Origin of the sequence: Micromonospora narathiwatensis (genome assembly GCF_900089605.1) — a bacterium.
Lineage (GTDB): Bacteria > Actinomycetota > Actinomycetes > Mycobacteriales > Micromonosporaceae > Micromonospora > Micromonospora narathiwatensis.
Window position 1 is genome coordinate 4,604,984 of the sequence record NZ_LT594324.1, and the last position, 13,909, is coordinate 4,618,892.

Sequence of the window (13,909 nt, forward strand, 5' to 3'; positions counted from 1 at the left end):
TCGTCAGTCGAGGGTGGCGAGGCGCCGCGCCCAGTCGCCGCCGACCGGCTCGCAGGTGACCACCCGGGTGTTGTCGTCCCGGCGGTCGATGCGGACCCGCAGGTGCGCGTCGACCAGCTGCTCGACCATCCCCTCGCCCCACTCGACCACGGTGACCGCCTCGTCCACCGAGGCGTCCAGGTCCAGGTCGTCGATCTCGGCACGCGGGTCGGCGGACTCCCCCAGCCGGTACGCGTCGGCGTGCACCAGGGCCACCCGCCCGCCCCGGGCCGGATCCGGGCGGTGCACCCGGGCGATCACGAAGGTCGGCGAGGTGATGTCGCCGCGTACGCCGAGGCCGGCGCCGATGCCCTGGGTCAGCGCGGTCTTCCCCGCGCCCAGCGGGCCGCTGAGCAGCAGCAGGTCGCCGGCGTGCAGCACCCGGGCGAGCCGGCGGCCGAACTCGTGGGTGTCGTCGACCGTCTTCAGCTCCACGACGACGGTCACAGCTCCTCCAGGAACCCTTCCAACGCCGCGTTGACCTCGTCGGCGTGCTCCAGCATCAGGACGTGCCCGCTGTCGTGGATCTTCACGAACTCGGCGTGCGGCAGCCGTCGGACGATCTCCTCGGAGTGGTTCACCGGGGTGATCATGTCCTTGTCCCCCACGATCACCAGCACCGGCGTGCCGGCCAGCGCGGCCAGCGCCGGGAACCGGGAGTGGGTGGCCAGCGTGCGCAGGTAGCGGGTGACCGTGTCGGCGGAGGTCCGCGAGTTCATCGTCTCGACGTACGACACCAGGGCCGGGCTGGGCTTCCGGGTGCCGAAGCCGTACCTGCGGGTCAGCAGCCAGGCGACGTTGGACGTCGACTTCCGGGCCTTGTCGATCACCGTGCCGCCGTACCGGGTGGCGTTGCTCATCATGTAGAGCACCGGCGCGCCGACCCGGCCGAGCAGCGCGGGCGCCACCAGCTTGGTCTCGGCGATCACGCCGCCCGAGGTGGCCATCAGCACGGTGCCGACCACCCGGTCGCCGAACAGCTCCGGATACAGCTCGGCCAACGCCATGATCGTCATGCCGCCCATGGAGTGACCGACCAGCACCAGCGGCCCCTCCGGAGCCACCTCGTCGATCACCCGGCGCAGGGTCCGGCCCAGCGCGGCCAGGTCGTAGTCGCCGGTCTCCAGTTTGCCGGAGCGGCCGTGCCCCGGCTGGTCGTACGCGACGATCCGGTAGTCGCCGCGCCCGGCGAGCATCTCGCGCTGGAAGTGGAACGTCCCCATGTCCAGGCAGAAGCCGTGCACCAGCACCACGGTCGGGTGCCCCTCGACCGGCCGGGTCGGCTCGACCACCTCCACGTGGATGTCGGTGCCGTCCGGCATCTCCAGCCGGAACGCCTCGTCGTACCGCTGCTCGTCGAAGACCTCGTGGGCGTACGGGTCCGCGGGGTCGTGCTTGAGGCGGCGGATCAGGATCCGCTCGCTCACCACGCCCGCGGCGAGCCCGGCGGCGGCGACGCCGACGGCGGCGCCGACCACCCCGGCGACCCGGCCGGCGGCGGTGCGCGGCCGGGGGACGCCGAAGCGGTGATTCACGGCCGCGCGCCCCGCACCGGCGACGGCTGCTGTCGCTCGCCGTCGTAGACGCGGGGCACCCGGACCCCACCGAAGCGGGTCACGATCTCGTAGTTGATCGTGCCGACCGCCTCGGCCCAGTCGTCGGCGGTGGGCTCACCGTCCGCGCCGCTGCCGAAGAGCGTCGCGACGTCCCCGGCCGCCACCTCGTCGTCGCCGCAGTCCAGCACGAACTGGTCCATGCAGACCCGACCGGAGATGATCCGCCGTTTCCCGCCGAGCTGCACCGGACCGGTGCTGGAGGCGTGCCGGGGCACCCCGTCGGCGTACCCGAGCGGGACCACGGCCAGGTTGGCCTCCCGTTCGGTGACGTACGTGTGGCCGTACGACACGCCGGTGCCGGCCGGAACCCGCTTGGTCAACATCACCCGGGCCCGGGCGGTCATCGCCGGACGCAGACCGAACCGCTCGCCGGCCACCGGGGAGAGGCCGTAGATGGCCAGACCGGGGCGGACCAGGTCGAAGTGGGCGTCCGGACGGGTCAGCGTGGCGGCCGAGTTGGCCAGGTGCCGGTAGCGGGGGTGCAGCCCCGCCTTCTCGGCCATGGCCACCCCCTCCTCGAAGACGGCGACCTGCCGGTCGATGGTGGGGTGGCCGGGCGAGTCCGCGTACGCGAAGTGGCTCCACACCCCGACCACCTCGACCAGGCCGTCGGCCTGGGCCTTCGCGGCGGCCTCCAGCAGGGTGGGCCAGTCGGCGACGGTCGCCCCGCCGCGTGACAGGCCGGTGTCGATCTTCAGGTGCACCTGGGCCGGGCGGTCCGCCCGGCGGCCCGCCTCGATCAGCTCGTCGAGCTGGGTGAGGCTGGCGCAGCCCAGGTCGACGCCGACCGCGACCCCCTCGTGCAGCGGCAGCCCGGGGGCGAGCAGCCAGGCCAGCACGGGCACGGTGATCCCCTCCCGGCGCAGGGTGAGCGCCTCGTCGAGGGTGCAGACCCCGAGCCAGTCCGCGCCGGCGTCGAGCGCGGCGCGGGCGGCCGGAACCATGCCATGGCCGTACCCGTCGGCCTTCACCACCGCCATCAGCTCGGCGCTGGTGCCCGTCTTGAGCTGGGCCACGTTCTCCCGGATCGCGTCCAGGTCGACGCGCACCTCCGACTGCCACATGACCCCAGCCTACTTCCGCCGCTGATCACCACGGCCGGGAGCCGTGCGTTCCGCCCACCGTTGGCGCGGGGCGACGGGCCTGGCCACCCCCGTCAGCCCAGGCGGGCCAGCACCGGACGGAGGGCGGCCGCCACGTCGGGGGCGGTCACCGGGCCGCCCCGGGCCGCCTCCCGACCGGCCAGCCCGTGCAGGTACGCCGCCGCGGCGGCTGCCCGCTCGGCCGGCAGCCCGGCGGCGAGCAGCGAGCCGAGCAGCCCGGCCAGCACGTCGCCGGTGCCCCCGGTGGCCAGCACGGCGGTGCCGGTCGGGTTGACGTACGCCCGGCCGTCCGGGGTGCCGATGATCGTTCGGTCGCCCTTGAGCAGCACCACCGCGTTCATCCAGGCGGCCAGCCGCAGCGCGGCCCCCACCCGGTCCGTGCCCGGGGTCTCCCCGCAGAGCCGGGCGTACTCCCGGTCGTGCGGGGTCACCACGATCGGCGCGTCCCGGCCGCGCAGCCGGTCGGCCATCTTGCCGTCGACCAGCAGGGTGAGCGCGTCGGCGTCGAGCACCACCGGCACCGGGGCGCTGAGCACCGCGCGCAGCTCGATGGCGGACTCCTCGCCGGTGCCCAGCCCCGAGCCGCAGACCCAGGCCTGCACCCGGCCGGTGTCGGCGACCCGGCCGGTGGCGATCACCGACGGGTGCTGGTGCAGCACCTCGGCACGGGCGCTGCCCGCGTACCGGACCATGCCGGTCGGGCCGGCCAGCGCGCCTTCGACCGAGAGCACGGCGGCACCCGGGTACGTGGCCGAGCCGGTCGCCACCCCCACCACGCCCCGGCTGTACTTCTCCGCGGTCGGGCCCGGCCGGGGCAACCAGTCGACCACGTCCGACCACTCGGTGACGCGCAGCGCCGGGGTGCCGCGCAGCCACGGTTCCAGCCCGATGTCGACCAGCTCGACGTGTCCGGCGAGCGCGGCGGCCGGGCCGACCATCAGGGCCGGCTTCAGCGCCCCGAAGGCGACCGTCACGTCGGCGCGTACCGCGCAGGGCCGGCCGGCGGCGGTCAGCGGCACGTGTCCGGTGTCCACCGCCACGCCGCTCGGCACGTCCACCGCCACCACGGTGGCCCGGGTACCGTCCCGCCCGCAGCGCTCGGCCAGGCTCGCGGCGAGCTGATCGGCGGTCTCCCGCAGCCCGCCGGTGCCGCCGATCCCGACGATGCCGTCGAGCACCAGGTCCACCGGGGCCGGGGGCCGGTCGACGAGGCGCCCGCCGGCGGCCCGCAGCGCGGCCAGCCCCTCGGCGTGCGCCCGGCCGGGGGTGAGCAGCAGGGCGGACACCGTCGCGCCCCGCCGGGCCAGCCGCGCGCCCGCGTACAGGGTGTCGCCGCCGTTGTCGCCGGAGCCGACCAGCAGCAGCACCCGGGCGCCGTAGACACCGCCCCGGTCGGCGAGCAGCAGCGCACAGCGGCGGGCCAGGCCGGCGGCGGCCCGCTGCATCAGCGTCCCGGGCGGAAGGGTGGCCATCAGGCCGGCCTCCGCCGCGCGTACGTCCGCGACCCGCCACACCGGTCTCATGCCACCCCGTCCCGTCCGTTCGTCGTGGGCGGGCCGGCCGGCCCGCCCGGTCAGCTCAGCGTTCCGCGACCACCATCGCCGACGCGATGCCGCCGTCGTGCGACAACGACAGGTGCCAGCGGTTGATCCCACGTTCGGCCGCGGCGGCGGCCACCGTGCCGGAGACGGTCAGCCAGGGTCGGCCGTCCGGATCCGGCACGATCTCGCAGTCGTGCCAGCTCAGCCCGGCCGGCGCGCCGAGCGCCTTGGCCACCGCCTCCTTCGCCGCGAAACGGGCGGCCAGGGACTCGGGCGAGCGCGGGTTGCCCGAGCGGGTGAACCGCTCGGCCTCGGTGAAGAGGCGGTCGGCGAGCAGCGGCGTGCGCGCCAGGGCCCGGGCGAACCGGTCCACCAGCACGACGTCGGTGCCGACAGCCACGATCACGAACTCACCCTACCGACGGTTCCGGGCGGAGATTAGCCGCCGGCTGCGCGGTGGACAACGCCTGTGGACAACCACGGGTACGACGACCGCCGGTTGTCCACAGGGCCGGTGCCGGCTGCCAGCAGTCACCTAGCGTCCCGGTTGCCCGATCCGCCCGGCGCTCCGGCGCGGGCCTCCGTTCGCTGCCGGCATCAGCCGTCGGCGGCCTGCGCCAGGGGGGAGACACCGATGACCGAGGAGCCGTTCGCCGTCGAGCCGGAGCTGCTGCGCGGGGTCGCACGGGGGCTGGGCGACGACGCGTACCGGCTGGCGCGGTCGCTGGCCGGCGTTCCCGGGCTGGCGGTGCCGGCCGACGGCTGGTGTGCCGGGGTGGCGCTGGCCGAGCTGGAGGCGGCGACGCACCGCTGGTGCGGAGCGCTCGCCGCCCGGGTGGCGACCACCGCCGAGGCGGTCCGGGCCGCCGCCGACGGCTACGAGGCGGCCGACGGGCGGGCCGCCCGACGGCTGACCGGGATACCGCGATGAGCGGCGCCCGAGCGGGCACCCCCGGCACGACGGCCGGCTACGCCCAGCTCTGGGCGGCGGATCCGGGTGCCTGGGTCGCGGCCGGGGTGGCCTGGCGCGGGCTCGCCGGTCCGATCCGGCGACGGGCCGACGGGCTCGACGCCCGGGTCGCCGCCCTTCGTCCCGGCTGGTCCGGTTCCGCCGCCACCGCCGCCCGGGCGCAGGTAGGTGGGCTGCGCGACGCGCTGACCGACGTGCTGCCCGCGCTGATCGAGGTCGACCAGGTGCTCGCCGAGTTCGCCACCCGGCTGGGCGCGGCGAAGGCCCGGCTCGGCGCCGCGGTGGCGCACGCCGCCGCGGGGGGTCTCCTGGTGGACCGGGCGGGGGCGGTTCGGCCCGATCCGGCCCACCCCCGTCCCGCCGACCGGCTCGGGCCGGCGCTGACCCAGGTGGCGGCCGAGATACGCGGCGCGCTGGCGCTGGCCGGCGCGGCCGACCGGGAGGCCGCCGCCAGGCTCGGCGAGTTGACCACGGCGGCGGTCACCGGCTGGGTGAGCGTCCCGCCCGCCGGGCGGCCGTCGCCCGGTACCGGCCCGGCCGAGGTCGGCCGCTGGTGGGCCGGGCTCACCCCGGCCCAGCGCCGCTGGCTGATCGGGCACGAGCCGGCCCTGGTCGGCCGACTCGACGGGGTGCCGGTGGCGGCCCGGGACCAGGCCAACCGGCTGCTGCTGGCCACGCGACGTGAGGAGCTGGCGACCCGACTCCGACGGTTGCTGAAGCCGCTGCCGCCGGGGCCGCCCGAGCTGGCCCGGGTGCTCCGGCTCGCCCGGGTGGAGGCGGCCCTGCGCGGCCTCGACACGCTGGGCCGGCGGCTGGCCGCGCCGGGGGTGCCCCGGGCCTATCTGGTCGGGCTGGATCCCGGCGGGGACGGGCGCACGGTGGTGGCGCTGGGCAACCCTGACCGGGCCGGCGCGGTGCTGACGTACGTCCCGGGGATGACCGCGGACCTCGCCGACGCGCCGGGCGAGCTGGGCCGGGCCGCCCGGGTGCTGGAGCGCTGCGCGGCGCTCGGGCCGGGCGAGGAGACGGCGGCGGTGCTCTGGCTGGACTACGACGCGCCGGACTTCCTGCCCGAGGCGGCCCGCTCCCGCCAGGCCGAGGACGCCGGGCCGGCGCTGCACCGGTTCCAGGAGGGTCTGCGGGCCTCGCACGAGGGTCCGCCCGCCCGGCAGACCGTGCTCGGCCACAGCTACGGCTCGCTGGTGGTCGGCACCACGGCCCGCGACCACGGACTGAGCGCCGACGCGCTGGTCTTCGTCGGCTCCCCCGGTGTGGGCGTCGAGCACGCGGGCGAGCTGCGGGTGCCGCCCGGGCAGGTCTGGGCCAGCACCGCGCCGGACGACGTGATCCGGCTGGCCCGGCCACCGGAGGAGCTGGCCCGCCGGGCGGTCCTGGCCGGTACGCCACTCGGTCCGGCGGCGGCGATGCTGGACGGGCGCGACCACGAGCTGTGGTTCGGGCGCGACCCGAGCGACCCGGGCTTCGGCGGGCGACGCTTCCCCAGCGGCCGGTACGGCCACACCGGCTACTGGGAACCGGGCAACCCGGCGCTGGACGGCATGGCCCGGATCGTGCTGGGCCGATGAGCGCGGCGGGTGGGGAGACGACCCGGCCCCTCCACCGTCGGGCGGAGGGGCCGGGTCGGGTCGGGCTACTCGACGGTGACCGACTTGGCCAGGTTGCGCGGCTGGTCGACGTCGTGCCCACGGCCGGCGGCGATCTCGGCGGCCAGCACCTGGAGCGGCACCGTGGTCACCAGCGGCGCCAGCAGCGTGGGCGTACGCGGCACGTAGATCAGGTGGTCGGCGTAGCGGACGACGGCCTCGTCCCCCTCCTCCGCGATCACGATGGTGCGGGCGCCCCGGGCCCGCACCTCCTGGATGTTGGAGACGACCTTGTCGTGCAGCATGCCCCGGCCGATCGGCGACGGCACGATGCAGATCACCGGGGTGCCCTTGTCGATCAGCGCGATCGGGCCGTGCTTCAGCTCGCCGGCGGCGAAGCCCTCGGCGTGCATGTACGCCAGCTCCTTGAGCTTCAGCGCGCCCTCCAGCGCCACCGGGTAGCCGACGTGCCGGCCGATGAAGAGCACGGTCGGTTCCGACTTCAGCTCGCGGGCGAGTTCGCGGACCGGCTCGATCCGGTCGAGCAGCTCGCGCAGCTTGCCCGGCATTTCCTGGAGCTGGGCGACGACCGCGCCCACCTCGTCGGCGAACTTGATCCCGCGCACCTGGGCCAGGTGCAGGCCGATCAGATAGCAGGCGACGAGCTGGGTGAGGAACGCCTTGGTGGAGGCGACCGCGATCTCCGGGCCACCGTGGGTGTAGAGCACGGCGTCGGACTCGCGCGGGATGGTGGATCCGTTGGTGTTGCAGATGGCCAGCACCCGAGCCTTCTGCTCCTTGGCGTGGCGCAGGGCCATCAGGGTGTCCATGGTCTCGCCGGACTGCGAGATCACCACGATCAGCGTGGAGCGGTCCAGCACCGGGTCGCGGTAGCGGAACTCGCTGGCCAGCTCCACCTCGCAGGGGATCCGGGTCCAGTGCTCGATGGCGTACTTGGCGACCAGGCCGGAGTGGTACGCCGTGCCGCAGGCGACGATGAAGATCTTGTCGACGTCGCGCAGGTCCTGCTCGCTGAGGCGGACCTCGTCGAGGGCGATCTCACCGGTCTCGGTGAGCCGGCCGAGCAGCGTGTCGGCGATCGCCTGCGGCTGCTCCTCGATCTCCTTGAGCATGAACCAGTCGTAGCCGCCCTTCTCCGCGGCCGAGGAGTCCCAGTCGATGTGGAAGTCCTTGCCGGTGGCGGTCTGGCCGGCGAAGTCGGTGATCTCGATGTTGTCCGGGGTGATCAGGACGATCTGGTCCTGGCCCAGCTCGACCGCGTCGCGGGTGTGCTCGATGAACGCGGCCACGTCGCTGGCCAGGTAGTTCTCGCCGTCCCCGCGACCGACCACCAGGGGCGAGTTGCGCCGGGCGCCGACCACCGCGCCGGGGATCCCGGCGTCGACGGCGAGCAGCGTGAAGGCGCCCTCCAGCCGCTGGCAGACCAGCCGCATGGCGGAGGCGAGCAGCTGCGGGCTGTCGACCTCACCGGCCGCGCGCAGGCCGGCCAGCGCGCGGGCGAGCAGGTGCGCGGCGCACTCGGTGTCGGTGTCGCTGGCGAACTCGACGCCGTCGTCCTCCAGCTCGGCGCGGAGCTTGGCGAAGTTCTCGATGATGCCGTTGTGGATCACCGCGACCCGGCCGTCGGGGGACAGGTGCGGGTGGGCGTTGCGGTCGGTCGGCCCGCCGTGGGTGGCCCACCGGGTGTGGCCGATGCCGGTGGTGCCGTCGCCGATGCCGATCGGGCTGGCGGCGCAGGAGTCCGGGTCGCTGGCGGCCCGCTCGGCGAGGACCTTCTCCAGGTTGGCCAGCTTGCCGGCCTTCTTCTCGATCAGCAGCTCGTCGTCGCAGACGACGGCCACGCCGGCCGAGTCGTAGCCCCGGTACTCCAGCCGCCGCAGTCCGTCGAGCACGATGCCGAGTGCCGGGCGCGCGCCGGCGTAACCCACGATTCCACACATGGTCCGCAGCCTAACCCAGTTTCGCTCACCACGGGTGCTCGGAAGCCGGGTAAACGATCACTGAATTTGAGCGAACAGGTGGACGGAGTGCGCGGATCGGATAAACCTCCCAAGGCGGGCGGCAGTGCGTACGGCACGGAGCGCGCCGGACGAGCCACCGTCCCTTACATTGAGGTCCCTGGTCCGACCGGCCGCCCGACGCCGGACGCGCCCATCCCTCTCGCGGTCGTCTCCGCGCCCGTCCCCTGCGAGCTGAGCTGATGTCCGAGGCAACGCCGTCCCCCGATCCGCAGCCCGGCGGGAGCCCGACCGATCCCACCGCGTCGCCGGCCGTCCCGACGCCCGCGCCCTGGACGCCGCCGGACCCACTGGCCGCCCCGACGCCCTGGGCCCCCTCGCCGATGCCCTGGTCGCCCGTCGACGAGTCGGGCACCACCGGCCCGCCCGGCGCCACCGGCCTGCCGGGCACGACGGGTGTGCCGGGTGTCGCCGGCCTGCCGGGCGCGCCCGCCCCGACCGGCTACCCAGCCCCCACCGGGCACCCCGCCCCGACCGGCCCGGCGGGTCCGCTCGGAGGGCCGGTGCCGGCACCGGGCGCCACGCCGCCACCCGGGCACCCCTGGCCCGGTCACCCCACGCCGGCCTGGCCGCCCGCCAGCTACCCACCGCCGTACGCGTATCCCGGGCCGCCGCCCCCGGCGAACGGCGGCCGGACCGCGGCGATCGTGGTGGGCATCGTGATCGCCGTCCTGGCACTCGTCTTCTGCGGTTGCGTCGGGCTGGGCGTGCTCGGCAGCTTCTACGACGAGCAGGTGAGTTCCAGCGAGCCGTACGAACCCGGCTACGGCGTACCCGACGAGGAGGTCGCCTCGGTGCCGCCGAACAACCCGGCCACCACGCCGTCGGGTGGGCCCGGCAGCCTGACGGTCACCTACGAGGTGACCGGCGGCGACTCGGCGTACATCCAGTTCTACGACGCCAACGGCGACTTCTTCCAGGTCGAGGATGTGCAGACGCCGTGGCGGATGGCGTTCACCGCCAACGACCGCGAGCGGGTGCAGATCATCGCGTCGCCGACCCAGTCGGGCGAGGTGAGCTGCAAAATCACCATCAACGGAAAGGTCGTCTCGCAGAACTCGGGCGAGAACGCGGCGACCTGCTTCGGCTGGTGACGCCGGCGGCGGGGACACGACGGTCTTGCGGCGTCAACGGCGGGCCGTAGGCTGGCCGCGTGACGACGACCGATGCGCTGGTGGCCCGGATGCGGCCGTTCGGCACCACCGTCTTCGCCGAGATGTCCGCGCTCGCCGTACGCACCGGCGCGGTCAACCTCGGGCAGGGCTTCCCGGACACCGACGGCCCGCCGGAGATGCTCGCGGCGGCCGCCGACGCGCTGCGCTCCGGGCACAACCAGTACCCGCCGGGGCCGGGTCTTCCCGCGTTGCGCGCGGCCGTCGCGACCCACCAGCGCCGGTTCTGGGGCCTGGAATACGACCCGGACGGCGAGATCGTGGTGACCGCGGGCGCCACCGAGGCGATCGCCGCCAGCATCCTCGCCCTGTGCGAGCCGGGTGACGAGGTGGTCTGCTTCGAGCCGTACTACGACTCGTACGCCGCCTCGATCGCCCTCGCGGGCGCGGTCCGCCGGCCGGTCACCCTGCGGCCCGCCGCCGACGGCCGGTACGCCGTCGACCCGGCCGAGCTGCGCGCCGCGTTCGGGCCGCGTACCCGGCTGGTGCTGCTGAACTCCCCGCACAACCCGACCGGCAAGGTCTTCACCCCCGACGAGCTGGCCCTGGTCGCCGAGCTCTGTCAGGAGCACGACGCGTACGCGGTCACCGACGAGGTGTACGAACACCTGGTCTTCACCGACGCCGCCGCCGCGCACGTGCCGCTGGCGACGCTCCCCGGCATGCGGGAGCGGACGCTGCGGATCTCCTCGGCCGGCAAGACCTTCTCCTGCACGGGCTGGAAGGTCGGCTGGGTGAGCGGACCCGCGCCGCTGGTCTCCGCGGTGCTGCGGGTGAAGCAGTTCCTCACCTTCGTCAACGCCGGGCCGCTGCAACCGGCCGTCGCGGTGGCGCTCGGGCTGCCGGACGCGTACTTCGCCGACTTCGCCGACGGCATGCGGCGCCGGCGCGACCAGCTCGTCGCCGGGCTCACCGACGCCGGGTTCGACGTGCTCACCCCGGAGGGCACGTACTTCGTGACCGCCGACGTCACCCCGCTCGGCGGCCGGGACGGGGTGGAGTTCTGCCGGTCGCTGCCGGAGCGCTGCGGCGTGGTGGCGGTGCCGACGCAGGTGTTCTACGACCACGCGGAGGCGGGGCGGCGGCTGGTCCGGTTCGCCTTCTGCAAGCGGCCCGAGGTGCTGACCGAGGCGGTTACCCGGCTGCGCCGGCTGAGGATGGAACCATGACCGAGCCGTACGCCGACCGGCTCCGCCGGGACACCGCGCAGCGCGGCTGCGACACCGTGCTCTCCGGCGTCCGGCCGGCCTCGGTGGTGGAGCAGCTCGCGGCGATCCGGGCGGTGGCGGCCGACGACCTGCTACCGGACTTCTACGGCGAGGGCGGCCCGGTCGAGGAACTGGAACGTCGGATCGGCGAGCTGCTCGGCACCGAGGCCGTCGCCTTCTTCCCCACCGGCACCATGGCCCAGCAGGTCGCCATGCGGTACGGCGCCGAGCTGACCGGCCTGGACGCGGTCGGCCTGCACCCGCTCAGCCACCCACTGCTGCACGAGCGGGACGCGTACGCCGTTCTCGGCGGCCTGCGCGCGGTGCTGACCACGAGCGCTCCGCGCAACCCGACGGCCGAGGAGATCGCCGCGCTCGACGAGCCGATCGGCACGCTGCTGCTGGAACTGCCGCTGCGGGACGCCGGCTTCGTCCTGCCGGGTTGGGACGAGCTGGTCGCGGCGGTCGGCGCGGCCCGGCGGCGGGGTGCCCGGATACACCTGGACGGCGCCCGGCTCTGGGAGTCGGCCGTCCACCTGGGACAGTCGCCGGCCGAGATCGCCGCCCTGGCCGACAGCACGTACGTCTCGTTCTACAAGTCCCTCGGCGGCCACTCGGGGGCGGCGCTCGCCGGGTCCACCGAGCTGGTGCGGTACGCCCGCGCCTGGCGGCACCGCTACGGCGGCAACCTGTTCCAGCAGTGGCCGGCCGCCCTCGCCGCGCTCGCCGGTCTGACGCACGAACTGCCCCGGCTACCCGGCTACGTGGCGCACGCGAAGGTGGTGGCCGCGGCCCTGGCCACCCTTCCCGGCGCGCGGGTGCATCCGATGCCGCCGCACACCCACCAGTTCCGGCTCTGGTTGCCGCATCCGGCGGAGGCGCTCAACGCCGCCAACCTGGCCCTCGCCGAGGACGAGAAGGCGTGGTTCGTCGGCGGCTGGCGCGACACCGAGGTGCCCGGGGTGGCGCTGGCCGAGGTGACGGTGGCCGGCCCGGCGCTGGAGCTGGACGCCGACCAGGTCGTCGACCTGGCCGATCGTTTCCTGCGCCGGGTGGCACAACGCTGAGGCCGGGGCTGCCGGGCGCATCGCCCAGCTCTCGCTTGAAGCCGGGAACGCCAAAACCGGGCTCGCCGGCAGACCGGCCCGACCCGCAGACCGGGCCGGGCCGGGCCGGAACAGTCGTCAGCCGGCCGGGCTGGCGGTGCGTACCTGCTCGGCGATCCGCTCGGCGACGGAACGGGCGGTGGCCTCGGTGGCCGCCTCGACCATGACCCGGACCAGCGGCTCGGTGCCGGAGGGGCGCAGCAGCACCCGACCGGTCTCGCCCAGCTCGGCCTCGGCCCGCTCCACCTCGGACCGGACGGCCGGCGCGGCCGAGCCCACGGTCCGGTCGCCCACCGGCACGTTGATCAGCACCTGGGGCAGCTTGGTCACCACGGAGGCCAACTCGGCGAGCGACTTGCCGGTGGCCGCCATCCGGGACATCAGGTGCAGCCCGGTGAGCACGCCGTCGCCGGTGGTGGCGTACGCCGGCATGACGATGTGGCCGCTCTGCTCGCCGCCGAGGGCGAGGCCGGACGCGCGCAGCTCCTCCAGCACGTACCGGTCGCCGACCTTGGTCTCGACCAGCCGGATGCCCTGCGCGGACATGGCCAGGCGCAGGCCGAGGTTGCTCATCACGGTGGCGACCAGGGTGTCCTCGGTCAGCTCGCCGGCCTCGCGCATGGCCAGGGCGAGAATCGCCATCACCTGGTCGCCGTCGACCTCGACGCCGTCGGCGGTCACCGCGACGCAGCGGTCGGCGTCCCCGTCGTGGGCGATGCCCAGGTGCGCGCCGTGCTCCACGACGGCGGCCCGCAGCGCGTCGAGGTGGTTGGAGCCGCAGTCGTCGTTGATGTTGAGCCCGTCCGGCTCGGCGCAGATCGCGATCACCTCGGCGCCGGCCTCCTGGTAGGCCGCCGGGGCCACCTCGGCCGCCGCGCCGTTGGCGCAGTCGACCACCACCTTGATCCCGTCGAGCCGGTGCGGCACGGTGCCGACCAGGTGCTGGACGTAGTGGTCGGCGCCGTCGAGCAGGTCGTGCACCCGGCCCACGCCGGCGCCGACCGGGCGATCCCAGGCGGTGGTGGCGTTCGCCTCGACGGCCGCCTCGATCCGCATCTCGATCTCGTCGGGCAGCTTGTGTCCGCCGGCGGCGAAGAGCTTGATCCCGTTGTCCGGCATCGGGTTGTGCGAGGCGGAGAGCATGACCCCCAGGTCGGCCTTGGCCTCGGCGGTGAGGAACGCCACCGCGGGCGTGGGCAGCACGCCGACCCGTACCACGTTGGCGCCGGCGCTGGTGAGCCCGGCCACCACGGCGGCCTCCAGCATCTCGCCGCTGGCCCGGGTGTCCCGACCGACCACGGCGAGCGGCGGATGGCTCTTGTCCGTCTCGGCCAGCGTGTGCGCGGCGGCGACCGCCACCGCGAGCGCCAACTCCGGGGTGAGATCCGCGTTCGCCCGCCCGCGTACGCCGTCCGTGCCGAACAACCGGCCCATACCCGCCAACCTCCGATGGAACTGCCGTTGCGAGGAGAGGAAAGGCGGACGGCCGGGCCCACCTCCCGCAGAGGAGG

The 13,909-nt window shown here is 75.0% G+C and carries 12 protein-coding genes; 5 read left to right on the forward strand and 7 right to left on the reverse strand.

Going from position 1 to position 13,909, the window contains the following annotated elements; translation table 11 throughout:
* Nucleotides 1-3 precede the first annotated feature (3 nt).
* The 5 genes from tsaE to GA0070621_RS19925 all read right to left on the reverse strand — a co-directional run bounded on the left by tsaE (nt 4) and on the right by GA0070621_RS19925 (nt 4,705).
* Nucleotides 4-486, reverse strand: a complete 483-nt coding sequence (tsaE, locus tag GA0070621_RS19905; protein ID WP_091198171.1) for a tRNA (adenosine(37)-N6)-threonylcarbamoyltransferase complex ATPase subunit type 1 TsaE — start codon at nt 484-486, stop codon at nt 4-6.
* Entirely contained in the window at nt 483-1,574 is a 1,092-nt protein-coding gene (locus tag GA0070621_RS19910) for an alpha/beta fold hydrolase (RefSeq protein ID WP_091198174.1), read from the reverse strand. The genes tsaE and GA0070621_RS19910 overlap by 4 nt, the downstream gene beginning before the upstream one ends.
* Nucleotides 1,571-2,719 carry an alanine racemase gene (alr, locus tag GA0070621_RS19915; protein WP_091198177.1) on the reverse strand — a complete coding sequence of 383 codons (1,149 nt, stop codon included), beginning with the start codon at nt 2,717-2,719 and terminating at the stop codon, nt 1,571-1,573. Before alr ends, GA0070621_RS19910 begins: the two co-directional genes overlap by 4 nt.
* Nucleotides 2,720-2,811: 92 nt before the next feature.
* Nucleotides 2,812-4,281: an NAD(P)H-hydrate dehydratase gene (locus GA0070621_RS19920; RefSeq protein ID WP_091198179.1), complete on the reverse strand. Its 1,470-nt coding sequence runs from the start codon at nt 4,279-4,281 to the stop codon at nt 2,812-2,814.
* 55 nt (nt 4,282-4,336) lie between these two features.
* Nucleotides 4,337-4,705, reverse strand: a complete 369-nt coding sequence (locus GA0070621_RS19925; RefSeq protein ID WP_091198182.1) for a holo-ACP synthase — start codon at nt 4,703-4,705, stop codon at nt 4,337-4,339.
* A gap of 228 nt (nt 4,706-4,933) precedes the next feature.
* On the opposite strand from GA0070621_RS19925, the gene GA0070621_RS19930 reads away from it, so the two are divergent.
* Nucleotides 4,934-5,230 (forward strand): type VII secretion target, encoded by a 297-nt coding sequence (locus GA0070621_RS19930; RefSeq protein WP_091198185.1) that lies wholly within the window; start codon nt 4,934-4,936, stop codon nt 5,228-5,230.
* Nucleotides 5,227-6,855 carry an alpha/beta hydrolase gene (locus GA0070621_RS19935; RefSeq protein ID WP_091198188.1) on the forward strand — a complete coding sequence of 543 codons (1,629 nt, stop codon included), beginning with the start codon at nt 5,227-5,229 and terminating at the stop codon, nt 6,853-6,855. Before GA0070621_RS19930 ends, GA0070621_RS19935 begins: the two co-directional genes overlap by 4 nt.
* Before the next feature lie 65 nt (nt 6,856-6,920).
* Here the strand turns inward: GA0070621_RS19935 and glmS are convergent, their stop codons facing one another.
* Nucleotides 6,921-8,834: a glutamine--fructose-6-phosphate transaminase (isomerizing) gene (gene glmS, locus GA0070621_RS19940; protein ID WP_091198189.1), complete on the reverse strand. Its 1,914-nt coding sequence runs from the start codon at nt 8,832-8,834 to the stop codon at nt 6,921-6,923.
* 260 nt (nt 8,835-9,094) lie between these two features.
* Between glmS and GA0070621_RS19945 the strand changes: the two genes are divergently transcribed.
* Genes GA0070621_RS19945 through GA0070621_RS19955 form a run of 3 tightly spaced genes read left to right on the forward strand, consistent with a single transcriptional unit; the run spans nt 9,095 to nt 12,359 of the window.
* Nucleotides 9,095-10,006 (forward strand): MmpS family transport accessory protein, encoded by a 912-nt coding sequence (locus GA0070621_RS19945; RefSeq protein ID WP_091198191.1) that lies wholly within the window; start codon nt 9,095-9,097, stop codon nt 10,004-10,006.
* Between the two features lie 59 nt (nt 10,007-10,065).
* Nucleotides 10,066-11,253 (forward strand): pyridoxal phosphate-dependent aminotransferase, encoded by a 1,188-nt coding sequence (locus GA0070621_RS19950; RefSeq protein ID WP_091198193.1) that lies wholly within the window; start codon nt 10,066-10,068, stop codon nt 11,251-11,253.
* On the forward strand, nt 11,250-12,359 hold the full coding sequence (locus tag GA0070621_RS19955; protein WP_091198196.1) for a threonine aldolase family protein: 1,110 nt from the start codon (nt 11,250-11,252) through the stop codon (nt 12,357-12,359). The genes GA0070621_RS19950 and GA0070621_RS19955 overlap by 4 nt, the downstream gene beginning before the upstream one ends.
* A 117-nt stretch (nt 12,360-12,476) precedes the next feature.
* On the opposite strand, the gene glmM is transcribed toward GA0070621_RS19955, so the two are convergent.
* Nucleotides 12,477-13,832, reverse strand: coding sequence for a phosphoglucosamine mutase (gene glmM, locus GA0070621_RS19960; RefSeq protein WP_091198198.1), 1,356 nt, complete (start codon nt 13,830-13,832; stop codon nt 12,477-12,479).
* Nucleotides 13,833-13,909 lie beyond the last annotated feature (77 nt).